This is a genomic window from Paenibacillus phytohabitans (genome assembly GCF_013141775.1).
Lineage (GTDB): Bacteria > Bacillota > Bacilli > Paenibacillales > Paenibacillaceae > Paenibacillus_AQ > Paenibacillus_AQ phytohabitans.
Map to the genome: position 1 here is coordinate 1 of NZ_WHOB01000023.1, position 21,290 is coordinate 21,290.

At 47.4% G+C, this 21,290-nt stretch carries 15 protein-coding genes and 1 rRNA gene; 3 read left to right on the plus strand and 13 right to left on the minus strand.

Annotation, left to right across the window (positions count from 1 at the left end; all coding sequences use genetic code 11):
* A 16S ribosomal RNA gene (locus GC101_RS09670) occupies positions 1-94 on the minus strand; the annotation flags it as partial.
* Positions 95-496: 402 nt separating this feature from the next.
* On the opposite strand from GC101_RS09670, the gene GC101_RS09675 reads away from it, so the two are divergent.
* The 3 genes from GC101_RS09675 (at position 497) to GC101_RS09685 (ending at position 4,672) form a co-directional block, all read left to right on the plus strand.
* Positions 497-1,747, plus strand: coding sequence for an MFS transporter (locus GC101_RS09675; protein ID WP_171717074.1), 1,251 nt, complete (start codon positions 497-499; stop codon positions 1,745-1,747).
* A 170-nt stretch (positions 1,748-1,917) separates the two neighbouring features.
* Complete coding sequence (locus tag GC101_RS09680; RefSeq protein ID WP_171717075.1) at positions 1,918-3,192, plus strand: molybdopterin-dependent oxidoreductase; 1,275 nt, start codon at positions 1,918-1,920, stop codon at positions 3,190-3,192.
* A 208-nt stretch (positions 3,193-3,400) separates the two neighbouring features.
* Complete coding sequence (locus GC101_RS09685) at positions 3,401-4,672, plus strand: alkaline phosphatase (protein WP_171717076.1); 1,272 nt, start codon at positions 3,401-3,403, stop codon at positions 4,670-4,672.
* 82 nt (positions 4,673-4,754) lie between these two features.
* On the opposite strand, the gene ligA is transcribed toward GC101_RS09685, so the two are convergent.
* The 12 genes from ligA to GC101_RS09745 form a co-directional block, all read right to left on the minus strand.
* Entirely contained in the window at positions 4,755-6,767 is a 2,013-nt protein-coding gene (gene ligA, locus GC101_RS09690; RefSeq protein WP_171717077.1) for an NAD-dependent DNA ligase LigA, read from the minus strand.
* 76 nt (positions 6,768-6,843) lie between these two features.
* Positions 6,844-9,207 (minus strand): DNA helicase PcrA, encoded by a 2,364-nt coding sequence (pcrA, locus tag GC101_RS09695; RefSeq protein WP_042140155.1) that lies wholly within the window; start codon positions 9,205-9,207, stop codon positions 6,844-6,846.
* A 36-nt stretch (positions 9,208-9,243) separates the two neighbouring features.
* A complete protein-coding gene (pcrB, locus tag GC101_RS09700; RefSeq protein WP_171717184.1) occupies positions 9,244-9,960 on the minus strand; it encodes a heptaprenylglyceryl phosphate synthase in 717 nt (238 codons plus the stop codon).
* A 218-nt stretch (positions 9,961-10,178) separates the two neighbouring features.
* Positions 10,179-11,045 (minus strand): phosphatidylinositol-specific phospholipase C/glycerophosphodiester phosphodiesterase family protein, encoded by an 867-nt coding sequence (locus GC101_RS09705; protein WP_171717078.1) that lies wholly within the window; start codon positions 11,043-11,045, stop codon positions 10,179-10,181.
* A gap of 123 nt (positions 11,046-11,168) precedes the next feature.
* A complete protein-coding gene (locus tag GC101_RS09710; protein ID WP_171717079.1) occupies positions 11,169-12,569 on the minus strand; it encodes an undecaprenyl-phosphate glucose phosphotransferase in 1,401 nt (466 codons plus the stop codon).
* Positions 12,566-13,465, minus strand: coding sequence for a glycosyltransferase family 2 protein (locus GC101_RS09715; RefSeq protein WP_047014025.1), 900 nt, complete (start codon positions 13,463-13,465; stop codon positions 12,566-12,568). Before GC101_RS09715 ends, GC101_RS09710 begins: the two co-directional genes overlap by 4 nt.
* 428 nt (positions 13,466-13,893) lie before the next feature.
* A complete protein-coding gene (locus GC101_RS09720; RefSeq protein WP_171717080.1) occupies positions 13,894-14,907 on the minus strand; it encodes a glycosyltransferase family 2 protein in 1,014 nt (337 codons plus the stop codon).
* 441 nt (positions 14,908-15,348) lie between these two features.
* The gene (gene rfbD / locus GC101_RS09725) at positions 15,349-16,209 is read right to left on the minus strand and encodes a dTDP-4-dehydrorhamnose reductase (RefSeq protein WP_171717185.1); all 861 of its coding nucleotides are present in this window, start codon (positions 16,207-16,209) and stop codon (positions 15,349-15,351) included.
* A gap of 8 nt (positions 16,210-16,217) precedes the next feature.
* Positions 16,218-17,240: a dTDP-glucose 4,6-dehydratase gene (gene rfbB / locus GC101_RS09730; protein WP_171717081.1), complete on the minus strand. Its 1,023-nt coding sequence runs from the start codon at positions 17,238-17,240 to the stop codon at positions 16,218-16,220.
* A 233-nt stretch (positions 17,241-17,473) separates the two neighbouring features.
* Positions 17,474-18,391 (minus strand): glycosyltransferase family 2 protein, encoded by a 918-nt coding sequence (locus tag GC101_RS09735; RefSeq protein WP_171717082.1) that lies wholly within the window; start codon positions 18,389-18,391, stop codon positions 17,474-17,476.
* Positions 18,392-18,721: 330 nt separating this feature from the next.
* Entirely contained in the window at positions 18,722-19,726 is a 1,005-nt protein-coding gene (locus tag GC101_RS09740) for a glycosyltransferase family 2 protein (RefSeq protein ID WP_042217967.1), read from the minus strand.
* A 49-nt stretch (positions 19,727-19,775) separates the two neighbouring features.
* Positions 19,776-21,272 (minus strand): ArnT family glycosyltransferase, encoded by a 1,497-nt coding sequence (locus GC101_RS09745; protein WP_171717083.1) that lies wholly within the window; start codon positions 21,270-21,272, stop codon positions 19,776-19,778.
* Positions 21,273-21,290: the final 18 nt, after the last annotated feature.

The window sequence follows — 21,290 nt, forward strand, 5'->3', positions numbered from 1 at the left end:
ATCCGGAGCAAGCTCCTTCATAACTCCGCTCGACTTGCATGTATTAGGCATGCCGCCAGCGTTCGTCCTGAGCCAGGATCAAACTCTCCAAATTGGTTTTAGAAAGAGCGATTGCTCATTTTGAAACTGACGATTCATTAAATGAATCTTGTAAAAATTAACGCGTTCCATTTGTTCAGTTTTCAAAGAACTTGCTCCCGGCGTTTCAACGTTATGTATCTTGCACAGGAATTAGATCATATCATGTTTCTATGTTTCATGTCAACTTATTTTTTCTTCGCCGCTTGTTTCAGCGTCGATGTCTCATAAGCACAAGAGATAATATATCATGCCGCCCAGATGTTTGCAAGCCTTTTTTATAAATAAAACCAGGAACGCATAATTACGCTCTATACCGCACAAATTGATTCCCATAATACATCGCTTATGGCTACAATAGGATTTATCTTCATCTTATAGATGCTCTTTCTAATTCCCGTCTCTGAAAGGAGTCCTAATGTCCAACAAGTCTATACCCGCTGCTCCTGCCACCGCTATTGAGGAATCCAGCAATTTGCAGCAGGCAACCATTTACCGGATTTTACTCGCAGTCAGTTTTGTTCATCTGTTCAATGATTCCATCCAGGCGCTTATTCCGGCAATGTTTCCTGTACTGAAGGATAACATGCTGCTCTCTTATGCCCAGATTGGCTGGATTGCGTTCGCGCTTAACCTCACCTCCTCGGTGATTCAGCCCATTATCGGCTTTGCCGCTGACCGCAAACCCCGCCCAATTCTGCTTCCTCTGGGGATGTGCTGCACTTTTGCCGGCGTCTTCTTACTCGCTTTTGCCGGGAACTACGTACTTGTTATCGTATCCGTGATGCTCGTGGGCTTTGGTTCAGCCGCCTTTCATCCGGAAGGCATGCGTGTAGCCCATATGGCCGCCGGTCAACGGAAGGGGCTGTCGCAATCTATTTTTCAGGTGGGCGGCAACGCCGGTCAGTCCTTGGGTCCGCTTCTGATGAAATGGGTATTCATCCCCTTCGGGCAGATGGGGGCCCTCGGGTTCACCGTAATCGCTGCTGCCGGGATCGCCGTCCAGACTTATGTGGCCCGCTGGTACCGGGAAATGCTTGATGCCGGGTATACTTTTCGCAAAAAATCGGTGTCCCGCTCCATTGACCCCGCCCGCAGCAAACGTATTCTGATTACAACGGTCATTCTGGTCTTCATTGTGTTTGTACGCTCCTGGTACGGCGCCTCCATCGGCGGCTATTATGCCTTCTACTTAATGGACAAATACGGAATGACACTTGATGATGCCCAGATCTATATTTTCATGTACCTCGCGGCTGGTGCAGTCGGGACGTTCTTCGGAGGGCCGCTCGCCGACCGTTTCGGCCGCCGTAATCTCATCCTCGTCTCGATGATCGGGACAGTGCCGTTTGCACTTGCTCTGCCTTTTGTGAATCAGTTCTGGGCGGCAGTGCTGCTGATCATCTCCGGGTTCATCCTATTATCCAGTTTCTCCGTAACTGTGATCTACGCGCAGATGCTGTACCCCGGCAATATCGGTACGGTCTCAGGTCTGATTACCGGACTTGCCTTCGGTCTTGGCGGTATAGGATCTGTCGTAATCGGACATTTAATTGATACGATCGGAATTGCGACGGTGTTCGTGGCATGCGGATTTCTCCCCCTGCTTGGTCTGCTTGCGCTGTTGCTGCCCGGTGACAGGAAGCTTGAGGAATGGGCGGCTGAGTAAACAACTGGACCCGCTATCTCTGTATGAGAATAGTCCATCCTTCCCTGGCGGGAACTTGTAAAAAACGCGGTGAATCGCAGAGAATTATTCAAGGGACTTTTTTTGCGGTACAATTAGTTTAAACTTGAATTAATTATCGTCAGGCTGAAGGCTCCTAAGGAGGTAGGCACATGAAGAACATACTTACAAAAATCCGCAAAGGCTACGGCAAAAAACTTGTATCTATTCATATGTGGAATGCTTGGCTGGTCCTGTTTCTGGCGCTCAGCGGCCTGATGCTGGTGGGCGGTTTCTGGAGGGAGATGCTGGGCGAAGGCAGAGTGTGGCTGAAATGGGGCCATATTGTGTTTGGACTAGCGCTGCTGATCCCTGTCGTCTATTATCTGCTGCTGGCTGCGAAGCATTGGAAGCGATTGAAGGGCAAAACGGGTCAAAAGGCTAATGTCATCTTCGTGCTCACTCTTCTGATCGGCTGGCTGGTCTCCGGAGTTGTCCTGTGGCAATTCAGACTTGCCGGGCCCAGAGCGGCTAATAGTGCGCTGTTCGTTCATGATCTGCTGACCTGGGTAGGACTCCCGGTGATCATCTACCATTCCGTTACCCGGGTTAAATGGCTGAAGGAGCCTAAGAAGCGCTCTATCATAGCGGAGACGTTACCTGTAGAGAGTAATACTGAACCTACTGTACGGCCACGACCCGCAGCTTCGTCAGAAGCTCAACCTATGTACACACGCCGAGGTTTCATCAAAGTAGCTGTAGGAGCAGGTCTCGCCGTAACGCTCGGCCCAACCTTTGTACGCTGGATCGGCAAATCCCTGCAGCTTCCGGGTACAGCCGATTATGCGGCCTCCAATGCCAATGCCCTGATTCCCGATCCGGTTCCGCTGGCGGAATCAGCCCCTCCCATCGGCGGGGGAGCCGAAGGCAGCTTCCGTGTATACACCGTCACTGACATTCCCGCCTTCGATAACTCCAACTGGTCTTTTACAATCGACGGTCTGGTGGACAAGAAGTTTACCTGGAGCTGGGAAGAATTCGTCAAGCTGCAGCGCGAGGTGCAGGTCAGTGATTTTCACTGTGTAACCGGCTGGTCGGTCTATAAAAACACATGGGAGGGTCTTCCACTCTATAAGCTGCTGGATATGGCCGGTGTGCAGGATGATGCTGTCACGGTCAAGCTCTACTCGGGAGACGGTGTCTATACGGACTCTCTAACGCTGGCTCAAGCGCGGATGGAGGATATCATGGTGGCTGTAATGCATGACGGCAAACCTATCCCTAATCAGCTCGGCGGACCTGTACGCCTGGTTACTCCGCAAATGTATGCCTACAAGTCAGTTAAATGGCTGAACCGCATCGAATTGATCGCAGGTGATCATGTCGGCTATTGGGAACAGCGCGGGTATGACATCGATGCCTGGCTGCCTAACGCCAAGCGGGTCTAACTCTTCCACTCTACTCTATTCCATTCTACTCTCTATAAGCTGTAACTTAAGGCTACTCTTAATCTCTCGCTTCCCTGGATCAGGGGCGGGAGATTTTTATTTTATCGAAACAGCCTCATCTTTACATTATATGTATATTCGAGTAACACTCTCTTAATGAATGCTCTCTAGTATAAGGGTGTAAACCATAGATTATAGGAGGGTAAATATGAAATCAGCTAAAAAGTATGGAGTGAAGACAGCTTTTGCCGCATCTGCAGCCGCTGCGCTGCTCGTCTCAGGTGTAGTCACCACAGGATCTTCAAGCAATCAAGCCGACGCGGCAACCTCCAAAACCAAAAATGTAATTCTATTCGTCGGTGACGGCATGGGGACTGCTCAGCGTAATGCCATCCGGTTAGCCACTGTAGGTGAAAAAGGCAACCTTGCTATGGACTCAATGCCATACGTCGGCCTCATTCATACAAGCTCCACGGTTCCGGTAACGGACTCTGCGGCATCCGCAACTGCCTACGCAAGCGGTGTGAAGACTTATAACGGGGCCATCGGCATGGATGCCGACAAGAAATCGGTTGCGACTCTTATGGAATATGCCAAAAAAGCGGGTAAGTCCACCGGAGTGGTGACGACGAGCCAGGTTACTGATGCTACGGGAGCTGCTTTTGGCGCACATGTCGAAGACCGTTCCAAGCAGAGCGATATCGCACTGCAGCTGCTGACCAAGAGCAAGGTAGATGTACTCCTCGGCGGAGGGGAGGATTTCTGGTATCCGGCAGGGCAGCCCGGCAAATTCCCGGACGAGCCTGCTGAAGACCCATCCGAGAAGAGCAAGGGAACCCAGGGCAACTTGGTAGATAAAGCGAAACAGCTGGGCTACAGCTATGTTTCCACTAAGACCGATCTGCAGAAGGCTAAGGGCAGCAAGCTGCTGGGGCTTTTCGCCAATGAGGAAATGTTCCAGCAGAATGAAGAAGGCAAAGGCGATATCTATAAACCGGTAGTGTCTCTGGCTGAGATGACGAAGAAAGCGATTGATACGCTGGACGCTAACTCCAAAGGATTCTTCCTGATGGTTGAAGAAGAGGGCACGGACGAGTTCGCCCACAAAAACAACGCCAAAATGACGATTAAATCCGGCCAGGAGCTTGACAAATCGGTTCAGGTGGCCAAAGACTATGCGAAGAAAAACCCTGACACTCTGGTACTTGTACTAGCTGACCATGAAACTGGCGGATTCTCGATTGAAGCGGTGGATGCAGAGGATGAGAGCGGAGACAGCATCTCCCAGGAAGATGGTCCTTTTGCCATTGCCAACTCTAAGCTAAACTTTGTAGTCGACTGGACGACTTCGGGACATACCGCTGTTGATATTCCGGTTACGGCTATGGGCAAGAATGCCCAGCTATTCACTGGCGTCTATGAGAACACTCTTATATTTGATAAGCTTCTGCAGTCAATGGGGCTGAACGCAGCGAAGTAATTCAGGCATAGTCTATATTTGAGATAAAAAAAAGTCCCGGTGTCTTTCGCTAAACGCGAGGACCCCGGGACTTTGTGTATGCTTAGCTTTCCAGAAGCCGGATCAGTTCGTCTTCATCTTCAATAACCTGAATGCCGAGTTGCTGCGCTTTGGCCAGCTTGCTGCCTGCCTTCTCGCCGGCAATGACCAGATCGGTCTTCTTGGAGACACTTCCGGAAACTTTGGCTCCGAGAGCCTCCAGACGCTCAGCCGCTTCCTCGCGGGTCATTTTCTGCAGGGAACCGGTCAGGACGACTGTTTTGCCGCTAAAGTAGGTGTTGGTACTGACTACACGCGGAGCTTCAGGCGCCTTAGCCTCGACACCCAGCGCCAGCATGCGGTTAATGCTTACCACCACGAAGGGGTCGGCAAAATAATTCACGATGCTCTCAGCTACAATCCCGCCAATATCCGGCAGACCAGCCAGCTCCTCCGCCGTAGCGGACATTACAGCGTCCAGACTGCGGTAGTGGTCAGCCAGCATTCGGGTGGTTGCTTTTCCGGTATTCGGGATACCGAGGGCATATAAGAAGGAGGCGAGATCCCGCCCTTTGCTCTCTTCCAGTGCTTGTAGCAGATTATCCGCCTTCTTCTCCCCGAAACGGTCCAGCTTCACCAGCTGCTCGAAGGTCAATTCATAGAGATCCGCCGGCTCACGTACACTAAGCTCTTCATGCAGCTGAGCAGCCGTCTTCTCACTGAATGTCTCAATATCCATGGCATCTCTAGAGGCAAAATGCGTAATCCGGCTGACAATCTGCGGCTTGCAGTCCAGCTTGTTATTACAGAACAGATGTGCACCGCGCATCTCCAGCGGGAAGCCGCAGGCCGGACAATTCTCAGGGAAAATAATCTCCCCGCCGTCACTCTCTTCTGTCACCTTGCCCAGAATCTCCGGGATTACATCATTGGAACGGCGGATGAACACCCGTGTGCCCAGTGCAAACTTAAGATTCTTCCGTTCAATGTCGCCCACGTTGTTAAGCGTGCAATTCTGCACAGTAACACCGGCCAGTTCCACAGCCTCTACCCGTGCCAGCGGCGTCACTTTGCCGGTACGGCCTACGTTCCAGCTGACCGATTCCAGGATCGTCGTGGTTTCTTCCGCCTCGAATTTATAGGCAACCGCCCAGCGGGGAAACTTATCCGTATAGCCCAGCGCTTCACGAATCCGGAAATCTGTCACCTTGATGACTGCCCCGTCAATTAAATAGTCGAGGCCGGAACGGCTCTCTTCGATCTCAGCCAGCTGCTCGGTAACGTCATCGAAATTACTGAAGTAGTTGAGATACGGGTTGACCTTGAACCGGTTGCTGCGCAGGAAATCCATCATCTCCTGGTGATCGGCAAACTGTACGCCTTCCGAGTACCCCACATTATAAAAGAATGCATTCAGTCTGCGGTCTGCAGTCATCTTCGGATTCAGGTTGCGCAGCGCACCGGCTGCACCGTTGCGCGCATTCTTCAGCGGCTCCGCCGCACGTGTATTATAGTCAGCCAGTACAGACAGGTTCATGATCCCCTCGCCCTGCACTTCGATCAGGCCTTCCTTGAACGGGATGTTCAAAGGAACGGACTTGATCGTCTTCACCTGAGCAAGGATACCTTCGCCTGTTACGCCGTTGCCCCGTGTTGCTGCCTGGATAAGTACGCCGTCACGGTAGGTCAGGTTCAGTGTTAAGCCGTCAAACTTCAGCTCCACCGCATAACACGGGTCAGGCAGAGGATTCTCCGGATTCTTGGTGTTGTAGTCATTCACCAGTTTCAGCACACGGGCGTTCCAGGTCCGCAGCTGTTCAATGTTCTGCGCCTTGTCGAGACTCCACAATGGCGCCAGATGGCGGTGTGGCGTGAAGCCCTTCAGCAGCTCCCCGCCCACCCGCTGGGTTGGAGAGTGCGGCAGTACAATTCCGCTCTCCGCTTCCAGCGCCACCAGCTTGTCATAGAGCGCATCATATTCCTTGTCGCTGATCTGCGGCGCATCCATTGTATAGTAATGATAGTTATATTGATTCAGCTCGGCTACGAGCTCTTCCATCGTGAACATAATATCCATCCGGCACATCCCTCCGTCAAATAGGTTTCCTACGGTTAGCGTGATCCAAAAACACAATCGTTAATCGCAGCTTGCTTTATTCAACTTTGGTGATCGGTGCAAAGCCGGCCAGCAGCCGCTTCACGCCCACCGGCGCCGGGAAGGCAATCTGCAGCTCCGTATCGTTGCCGCTGCCCTTCACGGCCACAACGGTGCCTATGCCCCATTTGCCGTGGGAGACCTTGTCGCCCGCCTTGAAGCCCGCGGATGCTGCGGCCCCTGCTCCCGGAGCGCTCTGCGCGCCTCCGGTCGTCACTACGACACGGCCCGCGCCCGGCACCGCGCTCGCCGAGCTGCCGCTGCCGAAGCTGGCGGCCCCGCCGCCTGCCGGCGCATTCCCGGCAGCAGCGGTGCGGCTGCCGAAGTTCCCGCGGCTGCCTCCGCCTCCGCCGAAGCCGCGGCCGCCATAAGCACCGCCAACCTCCGCGCCTCCGCGCCGGAAGCGGTCCGATTCCTTCACGGTGTCTTCCTTCAGCTCCTCCGGAATCTCCTCCAGGAAGCGGGACGGCGCATTCGCGGTCGTCCGCCCGAACAGCGTGCGCATCCGTGCACAGCTGAGGAACAGCTGCTTCTCCGCACGGGTAATGCCCACATACGCCAGCCGGCGTTCTTCTTCCAGTTCGTCATTGTCCTGGAAGGCACGGCTGTGCGGGAACACGCCCTCCTCCATTCCGATGATGAATACAGTCGGGAACTCCAGGCCCTTCGCGCTGTGCATCGTCATCAGCACGACGGCATCGCTGCGCTCTTCTTCGTCATTCACGCTGTCAATGTCGGCGATCAGCGCCAGATCCGTCAGGAAGGAGACCAGCGACTTATCCTCGTTGTTCTTCTCGAATTCCATCGTTACGGACAGGAATTCATCGATATTTTCCAGACGGGAACGGGATTCAAGAGTATTCTCATTCTGCAGCTCCAGTCGGTACTGGGACAGTTCAAGAATCTTCTCTGTCAGCTCGGTCACCGAGAGGAATTCCACCATGCGGTGCAGGGCTTCGATCATATCATAGAACTCCACCAGCGTATTACGCGTCCGGCCGGCAAAACCCAGGTCATCCACCGTCTGCAGCGCCCGGAAGATTGATACTCCCTGGGAAGCCGCTGCTGCCGCCAATTTACCGACAGTCGTATCCCCGAGGCCACGCTTGGGAACATTGATAATCCGCGTCAGGCTGATATCATCATCAGGATTGGAGAGCAGGCGCAGATACGCCAGCAGATCCTTGATTTCTTTGCGGTCATAGAACTTGATCCCGCCGACAATCTGGTAAGGAATATCCGACTTGATCAGAATTTCTTCTATTACACGGGACTGGGCGTTCGTACGGTACAGAATCGCATGGTTCTGGTACGCCTGGCCCTGCTTCACATTCTTGCTGATCTCTCCGGTGACGAAGTATCCTTCATCATGCTCGGAGTCACCGCGGAACACCTTGATCTTCGCGCCTTCGTCCGAATCGGTCCACAGCTTCTTCGGCTTGCGTCCGGTATTGAGTGCGATAACACCATTGGCTGCGTTCAGAATATTGGAGGTTGAACGGTAATTCTGCTCCAGCAGAATGGTTTTGGCTTCCGGGTAGTCTTCTTCGAAATTAAGGATGTTCGAAATATCCGCCCCGCGCCAGCGGTAGATCGACTGGTCACTGTCCCCGACTACGCAGATCCGGTGATGACCCTCGGCCAGCATCTTGCAGAGCATATACTGCGCCCGGTTCGTATCCTGATACTCATCGACATGAATATATTTGAACTTCTTCTGGTAGAAATCCAATACCTCAGGAACTTCCTTGAACAATTGGATCGTCTTCATGATGAGGTCATCAAAATCCAGCGAGTTATTGCTTCTCAGCCGTTGCTGGTATTTGGTGTACACTTTGGCCACAAGGCCTTCGAAATAATCGCCGATCTTCTGCTCATACTGCGCCGGTGTAATCAGCTCATTCTTGTTCGTACTGATCACAGCCTGAATGGCCTTCGGCTCGAATTTCTTGGTATCAATGTCCAGATCCTTCATACAATTGCGGATAACGGATAACTGGTCTGTCGAATCCAGAATGGAGAAGTTCGAAGTGAAGCCGATTCGCTCAATATCCTTCCGCAGGATCCGCACACACATCGAGTGGAAGGTGGATACCCAAATATCCCGGCCCTCCGTCCCTACCAGCTTGGAGACACGATCCTGCATCTCCCGGGCGGCCTTGTTCGTAAAAGTAATCGCCAGAATCGCCCAAGGCGGTGCCTTGCGGTTCGCAATCAGCCAGGCGATCCGGTGGGTAAGCACGCGGGTCTTACCGCTGCCCGCTCCGGCCATGATCAATAAAGGCCCTTCGGTAGCTTCTACAGCCTGACGCTGCGGGGGGTTCAGCCGGCTTACGGCGTCTTGTATGTTAACAAGTTGCATGTGTGACATGCTCCTTTCTGAATATAAGCTTGAAATTTATAAGTTCTCCCGGTCCAGCTGCGGCGTATTTCTCACTGCCTGAACGGTCAGCAGCGCCTGCTCCACATCATAGTAAATAATATTGCCGACCACTACTGTATCACATAGAGCAGCTGCCTGCATGGCTTCTTCCTCACCTGTAATACCGCCTCCATAAAAAAGCTGGCTGTGCTCGACCATTGCCCTGACCTCACGCACAGTCTCCATATCTCCGAACCTTCCGCTGTACTCCAGATAAACCACCGGCAGATTCATCAGCTTGTCCGCAATCTGTGCATAAGCCGCTGCCCCGTCTGCGCTAAGCGAGTGGTCTGCTCCTGTAAGCCGCGCTACGGATGAATCGCCATTGAGCACAATATAGCCCTCAGTCAGCAGCAATTCCCATGGAATCAGACTGCCGAAACGTTCAATTGCCCGGCGGTGATGACCAAGAATCCATGAAGTATCGGCAGTGTTGAGCACCATGGGAATCATATACAGATCAAATCCGGGCACAGCGGCTTCCAGATCCGACACCTCCAGCGCACAAGGCACATCATACTGCCGGATTCTCGAGAGAAGACTCACCGTATTCTCATAAGTCACGCCAGTGGAGCCGCCTACCAGTATCGCATCGGTTCCCGAGAGACAGACAGCAGCGAGTTCCTCGTCACCAAGCTCACGGTCCGGGTCCAGCTTAAACACATGCCGCCACGGCTTGATCATTTGCCGCATTCCATTCATTATCGTCCATCCTCAATGTTCATCTAAGTGAATACTCTATTTCCCAGTAGTTCAAAACAACAAATATACTCCTGCACACGCAAAAGCCGTATCTCTAGTCTAAGTCAGTACGAAGGCGGGTGTCAATTTAAAGCGAACAAAAATGCGAACATTTTTTCGTATTTTTAGAGTATAAGCTTTTGATGTACAGAAGCCGGCACGTTCAACTACTAGCGGACACCCTTGATCCGGCTTAAGTCGTCCTCAGAGACAAAATCGGTATAGAATCCGTCGACTCCCATCCGGGACAGCTCCGAAATTTCTTTCTCGTCATTCACCGTATGCACATAGATTCTTGCCCCGGCATTCTTCAGCTTCCTTACGAAGCTTTTGGTAGCTCTTACCGTCGGCATTGTGATGTCCACTCCGGTTTGACTGGCGAAATCAATGACCACCTCATCACTGTCTTGCGTCTGATACAGCGTAAAGATCACTTCAGGAAAAGCGTACACCCGGTTCACCACATCCAGCATATCCCGGCTGTAAATCTGCGGAACAATCCGCTGCAGCAGGGCAGGGTCCTTCTTCTCGGCCGCTTCCACAATAAGCTGAAATTGTTTCGTTACCCGCTCCGGTTCGAGCTCTTTCGTGTCCGTTACAATGTAGGCATCCGGATAGATCACCATCAAGTCCATGATCTTATCAATATCCAGCGGGGAGTAGAGTTCTAGAACCGGGCTGCTCATGACATCCTCATAGTTCAGCACAGCCCCTTGCTTCGCCGCGGGAAGAACATTCTGCTGGCCCAGCAGTTTGCTCATATTGGCAGTCCATTCATGCCGGGCCACCAGCTTATCATCACTAGTCAGCAGCAGATCCGCCTCAAAAACCCGGGTTCCCTGCTCATAGTTAGCGATAAAAGCATCCAGTGTATTCGTATACGTATAGTTATGAATCCCTCCCATAGCGTGAGCTACAATTCTATGGGCTGCAAAGCCGGTAGCGGGCTGTTTCTCTTTTTCCCCAAGTGTGAGTACAAGCAGGAGTGCAATAGCTCCGATCATAATGACGGAGGCGATAATCTTTTTCTTATCCATGATGGCAGGTTCCTTTGCAAGTGTTAGAGTAGTTGGCCTGAAAACAAGAAGAAACGGCTGTGTCTTCCTCCGGGGAGGGTCGGCAACCGTTTCTATGGAATAATATAGTATGAGACCGGTCCATTAATAAGCGTTCTTGAAGCCGTTGCGAATGGTTTTGGCGATGATCCGGATGTCGAACAATAGTGACCAGTTCTCGATATAGAAAATGTCATGTTTGATCCGGTCCTCAATCGACGTGTCCCCGCGCAGACCGTTACTCTGAGCCCAGCCGGTAATCCCCGGACGCACATGGTGCTTCACCATATACTTCGGAATCTCACCGCGGAACTGCTCTACAAAGTACGGGCGCTCCGGACGAGGACCGACCACACTCATCTGGCCAAACAGCACATTGAAAAATTGCGGCAGCTCATCCAGACTGGTCCGGCGGATAAATGTCCCAAAACGTGTGCGGCGCGGATCTTCACGCGTACTCCAGCCCGTATCCACTTCACCGTCTGTCTGCATCTTCATCGAACGGAACTTGTACATCATGAAGTTACGGCGGTTAAGTCCTACACGCTCCTGCTTGAAAATAATAGGTCCAGGCGAGGTTAGGCGCACACCCAGCGCTACAATCAGCATTACAGGAGACAGCATAATAATGGCGAACAGGGAAAATACCAGATCAAACGCCCGCTTCGCCATTTTGTTCCCGGCCATATCCAGCGGAATGTCGCGTACGTTAATCATCGGCATCCCGGCGAAGTTATCGAAGTAAGGACGGGCCGGCAGGTAGTCGAAGAAGTCAGGGATAATCAGTGTCCGTACACCCGCCTTCTCGCAGGTAGCGATAATGGTCGGATATTTCGAATGGGCATCCAGCGGAAGTGCCAGAATGACCTCATCGACAGGCAGCATCTCCAGCATGCCTTCCAGCTGATCCACGGTGCCGAGAATCGGCTTATACCGTTGTTCCTCAATACCATCCCATTCGTGGAAGTCATCCAGGAACCCGATAGCCTCATATCCCAGCTCAGGATACTGCTCAAGATTGTTGTAGAATCTTTTACCCAGCGTACCTGCACCGAGAATCAGCACAAACTGGCGGTTAAAGCCTTTTTCACGCAGCGATTTCAGCATCTTCTTCAGCACATAACGGTACAGCATAATGGAAAGAATATTGAAGCCCATATATATTGCGAGATATTGACGGGAAACGTCAATTTCCTTCAGGAAAAACATCAGGCCGAGCAGAATGAAAATACCCATGGCGTGAACCTGAAAGATTTTAACGAATTCGTCAATGAACCGTTTCTTGCGCTTCGGCAAATACAATTGAAGCACAATTCCGATCAGAATAGCGATGGCTCCGTAAATAATACTCCAGTAAGCATAAGACTCTACAGGAAGGGTCCTGTAGGATTCCAGCAAACCGCTTTTGAACTTCAGCCACCAGGCAGCCAGAAAGGCCACTTGAATGACCAGGAAATCGGCAACCATATATAACTGTGTTAGAAACTTTTGATTACGGCGGATCATAATCTCACCTCAGCATTCGATTCATTGCGTAAACCGGCTTCCCCGGGGACTGTCAGACTCTGTGCTGGTGTTGGAACCTTGCGTGGAGCAATCAGCGCATTGCGCAGCAGCGAAAGCGTGAACTTGACGCCGACTCCCGCATACACCGCTCCGTTTATCATACTGTTGTACCGCCTGCTATAATGCTTCTTATGGAATAAAATCATCGCCCGGTGAAATTCGTACACGATCTTGAACGGTCTGCGGCGCGCACTGCCACCTTTGAGATGCACGATCGATGTCTGCGGATAGTAATAAATCCCCCAACCGGCTGCTTTGATCCGGTAACACCAATCCAGATCCTCTCCATACATAAAGAACGTCTCATCCAGGCCGCCCACCTGCTCGATGGTCTCCCGCCGCAGCAGCATGAACGCTCCAACCAGACAATCTACCGGGTAAGAGTCATCCGGGTCCAGATAACCCAGCTGATAGCCGTTGAACCTTGGACGGTCCGGAAACAGCTTACTGAAGCCAAAAGCATAATAGAAGGAAGCGGATGGTGTCGGGAATCCTCTTTTGCAGGCCTTATCCAGCGAACCATCCGGCAGTATCACCTTGCAGCCAGACGCACCCAGATCCGGACGGCTGTCCATAAAAGCAACCATAGTCTCCAGCGTATCCTTACGGACCACTGTATCGGAGTTAAGCAGCAGCACATAGCGCCCGGAGGCCGCTTCCATCCCCTGATTATTACCCTTGGCAAACCCTACATTCTCCGAATTGGCAATCAGCAGCACATCCGGGAATTCCTTGCTTATCGTCTCTACCGAGTGATCGTGGGAGTTATTATCTATTAAAATAATTTCATAGGAGTAGCGGGTCTCGGAGTCATATACCGACCTCAGACAGTCCATCGTCAGGCGGCATGTGTTGTAATTTAGAATGATTATACTAACATCTACATTCACTGCTATACTCTCCTGACAAATATAGTAATCTATCGACAATTATTATAACACAAAACCTCCCTTGATAGGCGCAGCCTGTTCAGGGAGGTTTTTACAAGTGTGAGGATAAGTATTTTTTCTATTATAGGATTGCCGTGACTCCAAAGAATGTTTGGCCCTCCGGCCGCTGTTGTCTGCAGATTTCTTGATTTTTACCGCAGTTCGCGGTGGAAATCCGCAGACAAAGGCGGACGCTATCGCTCCTACAGTTCCAAAATTCTCCTCCGCCACTTTTCCCTGTCCATTTATTTTTAAGTTCAATCTAAATAGCTGACGGAAATCCGGGGAATAGAAGAATCTTTTTCACAATCGGTTGAGTTCTCTCTCGTTTCGCTTCATAATCCCTGACGCTTAGCCTTCTCCTGAATATAACGGCGCTTGCGTTTCAGAGCTGTCCACTGCGAGAAGAAAGATGACCAAGCTCCCATTAACTTTGGTTCCTTCAATAGCGAGTAGCCATGTGCGGCGATCTCGTAAGGCAGAGAATATAGTAGGGTAAGCAGCATCCTGCCGGAGGACTCGTTCTTGTAGATCATTTTATAACGGTTGATATATGAGATCCGCTTGATGAACATCGCCTTGCCGCTCCGCCCGGATGTCTTCCAGCCCCGTTCGTGGTAACCTATCGCTTCCGCATCATAGTAGGCCTGCCAACCGAACAACCCGGCGCGCCATGCCACATCCACATCCTCCTTATAGGCAAAAAAGTCCGCATCAAAAAACTCACCTTCAACGCTGATATCCTCAATCATCCGCCGGGAGTACATCGCCGCCGCACCGGATACGCCGAATACAACACCGGACTCGTTCCACAGATCAGCGGACTCTCCCGCTCCACGGTCAAACGCCCGCCGGGCTTTATTCATCCGCAGTCCTGTACTGTCCACAAGTGAGTGGTCCGCCCTAAGCAGTAGCTTGCCTGTGGCACTGCCGATTAGGGGATTAGCTTCAAAACGAGCGACTAGTCTGGATATATAATCCGGGGCAAGCGTAAGATCAGGGTTTAACACCAGCACATAATCTGTATTTGTACCGGCAATAGCCTGATTGTGCGCGGAGGCAAAGCCGGTGTTATGTTCATTTTCAAGAAGGACAAGAGATGGCATTCGGGTAATGCTACCTGCAGAGTTGGGCGCCTGAGAGTCTGCTGAGACTACTTTAGCTGAGTTAGAATGCAGCTGGTGATAGAACGCTCTGACTTTATCCGCCGAGCCATCTGTTGAAGCGTTGTCCACTATGACAATTTTTTTGACTGGATAATCCTGAGCCAACACAGCCGATAAGCATTCAATGATGTCATCCGCGCTGTTATAGGTAACGATATGTACACTGACTGTTTTAGGGTTCATAGGTGACCTCGAATTTCTGGTTCTTTAATCAAATCTATATCTATTATAGCGAAAAGAAGGTTGACAGGCTATGTTAAGCACAATAGAAGGTAATGTTAGTTACATAGTTATTGTGGTTCCCCCCTATTGCTATATTGTCTAAGACAGCAAAAAACTCCTTACCGCATATGCGATAAGGAGTTTCATTTGTGGCTATATAAGAGGCACTTTTGATTTGAACTTGAAGCTTCGTCGTCACTGCGGTGAACATTTGGACTTCCGGCCGCTGATGTCCCCAGATTTCTTGATTTGAACCGCTATTCGCGGTAGAATCCGATGACAAAGGCGGTCGCTACCGCTCCTACAGTTCCAAATTTCCCCTCCGCTTCTTTCGCTTTTTGTTCTTTTTTTAGTGCGTCTTATATAGTTAGTTAGTTCTTTCTGCAAATCCCGTGCCAGTGATTACTTCAGCTCCATCAAAAAGTCTCTTAGACCTTCCCGCCAAGGACGGATATCCTGGAACCCGTTGGTACGGATGGCCAGATGCTCCATCACCGAGTTGCGCGGACGCGGCGCAGGACGCGGGAACTGTTCGGTAGCACACGGCTCAAGCTTCGCTGTGAACTTCAGCCCCAGAATATCTTCTGCTTCCGCAAAGATGGCCTGGGTGAATTCATACCATGTACAAGACTCTGTGTTCGAGGCATGGTACACTCCATACTTTTCAGTCTGGATAAGCTCAAGCAAGAATCTTGCCAGGTCCACCGTATAGGTAGGCGAGCCCTTCTGGTCATCTACAACCTGCAGCAACGGCTTTTCCTGCCCCAGCTTCAGCATGGTTTTCACAAAGTTATTGCCGTATTTGCCATAAACCCAAGAGGTACGTACGATAAAGAATTTAGACGATAAAGACTGGACCAGGATCTCTCCAGCCCGTTTAGACTTACCGTAGATACTCTTAGGATCTGTATTATCATATTCATGATAAGGCTCTACACTCATACCATCGAACACATAATCCGTGCTGATATAGACCAGCTTAGCTCCAGCCTTCTCTGCGGCAAGAGCGACATTTCGGCTTCCGGTAGCATTAATCAGATACGCTGCGTCAACATCGGTCTCTGCCGCATCAACCGCTGTATGGGCCGCACAATGAATGACAGCATCAGGAGCAAAAGCACCGATAACCTCCTGGCACTGGTCCAGATCAGTAATATCCATCTCCTGACGGTCACAGCCCAGAACCTCATAATCCTGACCTTGAAGCAAGAGCATAAGATCTTGCCCCAGCTGTCCTCCCGAACCTGTAACTAACACTTTCATTTTCGCCATTAGAGTGAATCCCCCAGACGGCTGCCGTACTGAAGTGCGGCATACTTCTGGTATTCTCCGGACTGAATGCGCGTCCACCATTCCTTGTTATTCAGATACCACTGAATGGTTTCCTTAATGCCGGTTTCAAACGTGTGTTTAGGCTTCCAACCCAGCTCGTTCGTAATCTTTGCCGGATCTATACCGTAACGGCGGTCATGTCCAGGACGGTCCTGAACATAAGAAATTAACGAATCTGGTTTACCCAGCTCCTGAAGTACGGTATTCACGATATGCACATTCGTCCGCTCATTATTGCCGCCGATGTTGTAGACTTCACCATTCACACCTTCATGAATAACCAGATCAATCGCGCTGCAGTGGTCCTCCACATACAGCCAGTCACGGATATTCATTCCGTCACCATATACAGGCAGCGCCTGATCAGCCAGCGCACGGGAGATCATCAGCGGAATCAGCTTCTCCGGGAATTGATAAGGCCCGTAGTTATTGGAGCAACGGGTAATATTAACCGGCAATCCGAATGTTTCGTGATAAGCTCGAACCAGCAAATCCCCGCCCGCTTTGCTCGCGGAATAAGGACTGTTCGGTGTCAGCGGTGTTTCTTCAGTGAACAGACCCGTAGCGCCAAGCGATCCATAAACCTCATCCGTGGATACTTGCACGAATTTAGTTATACTGTATTTCTTAGCTGCATCCAGCAGCACTTGAGTACCCAGCACATTCGTCTTCACGAACACTTCCGGCTCCAGAATACTCCGGTCCACGTGAGACTCTGCGGCAAAGTTAACCACGACATCCACACCGTCGCCGATCAGCGCATCCATCGCCGCTACATCGGTAATGTCCGCTTTGACAAATGTATAGTTCGGATGATTCTCGATTGATTTTAAGTTTTCAAGATTCCCTGCGTAAGTCAACGCATCTACGTTGACGATCTTGTAATCAGGGTGTTGCTGCAGCATGTAAATTACGAAGTTGCTGCCGATGAATCCGGCTCCGCCGGTGATGAGGAGTTTCATTTGTTGACCACCTTTATTTTTATGAAATTTATAATTTTAAGTTTAGCACAACAACGAATATTTTCACTTCAATATCGGGTTATATCATTATATGCTGTAATTATTTTGTGGATAATGGTATTAGCCTTAAAATGAATACTTTAGGTGTTGAAGTTAGTCCGTTCCATGAATTAATATATTAAGAAATCCTTGTATTTATACTTAACAGAGAATAGAGCATATACTTCTTGAAACTAGATATACCCAATTAAAATCAGAATTTTAAAAAGCAGATCTTCTAAAAACGAATTCCTATATAACTTTGACTTTTGAAGGAATTGATACTTCTCTTTTATTGACTTTCGCTCTTGAATGAATAGATGTAACTGGTCTTTTTTTTCATCATCTAATAAATTCATATAGAGCCTATTGAATTCAATTGCTTGTTTTTTTAAAAGCTTATGACCCGAATGCTTACGAAAGCTACTCCACTTATTCCTGAACTCATGTAGAATGCTTCTATGACCACCAACAACATTATTGTTATGCTGCCTATAATAAATCGTCGGTCGCTCATCATAAAATACATTACCAAATGCAGATATACATATGTAAATCCACCAATCATGCATTTGAAGGTTTTTTATATTAATTTTTCTAGAGACGATTATGTCTCTTGCTGCTTTATTAATAGCCACGGTTGCACCTACAGCAATGTTTTGCACTATAGCATTGTAGAAGTCTGGATCCTTTTTCGGAGGAATTGGCCATACTTTAATCGGACTAAGATTTTGATCTGCTAGCATTGTAGATGAGCAGTACATTCCAGCAGTATGACATGAATGCAGGTACTGTACCGATCTTTCAACTTTATCATTCATCCAAACATCATCTTGATCACAAAAACAAAAATATGATGCATCTAATTCAGTTGAATTCAGTAATTCAAAAAAACTTTGGATCACCCCTACATTACTCCCTTTAATGAGGTGGAACTTACCGGGGTACAAACCCATAAATTTTTGAATTATTGGTACGGTGTTATCGCTTGAACCATCGTCACGAATAAGGATGAATATATTATGATAGGTTTGTTGAAATATACTCTGAAGTTGTTCTTCGATATATGCCTCGCCATTAAATGTCGACATGAGAATTTGAACTTTCTCCAATTTTTTCACCCTACTTAAATGAGTTGTGGAAGATTATTATTTATCTTCAATGTTAGATTATAGAGCAATTAAATCTAATGTGAATTATTATTTGGACTACAAAGAAAGAGACCACTACGATAAAAGCAGCGGCCTCCATTAGTGCATTTCGACAAGATTGTAACTCTGTAATCCATTTGTACGGTTGAATTATTTGGGAATTGTGGAGTTTATAAAAGCAGATAAAACAATCGCCGATTTACGTTCTAATCTTGTCTTTACTAAGCAAATTCAGAGAGCTATTGGCTATCTCCCCCAATACTAGCCGAACCTATAATGTAGAGGATTTAGTCATTTACGTAATTCTCTAATTAATGTAGGTTCAATATCCAGCTTAAATTCTGTTGACTCAGTCAAATATTCCTCAACAATATAGAGTGGACGTCTTTTCACTTCACTATAAATCTTTGAAATATATTCTCCTATAACCCCTAAAGCTAATAGTTGAATACTACCAATAAACCAAAGAGATATCATTATTGAGGTCCACCCAGAAACTGTATGATCTGCTAATTTAGAGAATAATGCATACAATCCAACTGCAGCGCTTATCCCTAAGCTTATAAATCCAACCGTTGTTACTAAACGAATTGGCTTGTTGCTAAATGATGTGATTCCGTCCCAAGCGAATGCCAACATTTTTTTCAAAGGATATTTTGACTCACCTGCAATTCTTTCCTTACGATCATATTCAATAGTACATGAACGAAATCCTATCAAAGGGATAATTCCTCTTAAAAACAAATTAGTTTCCTTAAACTCGTTCAAATGATTTAGCACTCTAGAACTTAACAACCTGTAATCCGCATGATTAAAAATGACAGGTACCCCTAACTTGAGCATTAACTTATAAAATGACTCCGCACTTACTCTCTTAAACCATGTATCTTTGTCACGACTCTTTCTAACACCATATACAACCTCAAAGCCCTCAAGATATTTAACTACAAAGTCTTTAACTACCCAAATATCATCCTGCAAATCGGCGTCCATAGAAATTACGCAATCAGCAAACTTTCTGGAAAACATTAATCCAGATAATAATGCTTTTTGGTGGCCTGAATTTATTGAAAGTTTAAGTCCTAGAACCATTCTTTCCCTTTGATGTTTACTTTTTATAACCTCCCATGTACGATCTTTACTTCCGTCATCAATAAATAATAATCGGCTTTCTTTTGAGATTAACTCACTATTAATTAAATTATTCATTACAACTAAAAGGTGATCAATAGTTTTGGCTAAAGCTTCTTCCTCGTTATAACAAGGTATGCTTATATATAATATTGGAGCTTTCACGACGTACCCCTTCCTAAACGAAGCGAAATTTGATTATTTATAAAATACACTAATTAGACTCTCGTTTCTTTGTATTCAAGCTCAAGCCAATTGTTTTAGTTAAATTGATATTTTTAAGTTTTTGACTAAAATACTTATTTATAAAGCTAAGAGAGTAACCAAAAAATATAATTAGCACAGGCATAATGAAATATCTATATCTTGTCTGTATCTCGATAAATAGGTGAATAGTTAAATACCCTAATACAAGTAACAAAATAAATATATATTTATTATTTTCTCTACGACTGAACATCAAACAGATAATAGAAATAAATGAAAAAATATAAATTAATAAATAAACTACCTGCGAACTAACAATAAGTGAAGCCGATAATTGAGGCTTCCCTGATTCACTAAGACTCCAATAAATCGAGGTGTCACTTTCTCCCCACATATTCCCGATTTTTTTTATCAACAATCCAGGGATTTTTTCGGTTTCATTCAATCTATTTATTACTATCTTTTTTTCAAACTCATCACGTTCTCTTCCAAGCGGATACTTAATAACTTCTTCATAGTCCGAGTTCGAATATGAACCAGTTGTTTCATAATTCATACCAAGCACAAATTTCCACATAGGCTCGTGATTAGTCAAATGCGAATTTGAAAATCCTGCTCCAATTGCTATATAACTAGTTATATAAAACACGCTATAGAAGCTAATTATGAATATAAATATTAACTTTGAAAGATAAATAAATGAATTTTTTTTCATTAAATATAAATAGATCAACACATATAGAATAACGGCTATAATCACCAACGCGCCAATTGGACGAATAAGATTTCCTAAGCTAATTAATGCTGCTGATATTATAAAGGTTTTATAATTTAACTTATTATTCCTAATAAGCAAATAAAATCCAAAATAAAACAAAAAAGAAGATAAATGATCATTAGTTAAAACAGAGCTCAATACTATATTAGGAATAAATAAGGCATATGTTAAACTAGAAATTCTTGCAGTAAATTCATTAAAAATAATTTTCGCAATTTTGTATATCAGTACACATATCCCTGTAGAAAACACAACATTAAGAAGCTTCAACACTATGTCATAGTTGCCAAACAACTTCATAATAGCGGCTTGATACATTGTAAAACCAAGTTGATACGTCCAACTTTGGAAATATGGGTACGAAAGATAAGACATATCGCCTTTAGATAATTTCAAAGCAGAGTCATACAAAAGGGAATAATCAGATATTTGTTTTGAATCTATTGTAAATATCCACATCCATCTGATTGTGAAACTCAACATAATAATAATTAATATAAACTGTTTAGATTCGGGATAATATTTTTTTGAAATAAATGAAATAATAAATACAATTGGGACAAACAAAAAAGAAAGATAGTAAGTACCAGTGTGGCTTGTTGCATACGGAGTAGTTGCTCTTAATGTAAAATAAACAATAAAGGAAATAAAGACCAACGCTATAAATAATAATATTTGCTTTAATACTACACCAATTTTCAAATCACGTAGATCAGAAGAGTCCATATTCTACCTACTTTCATA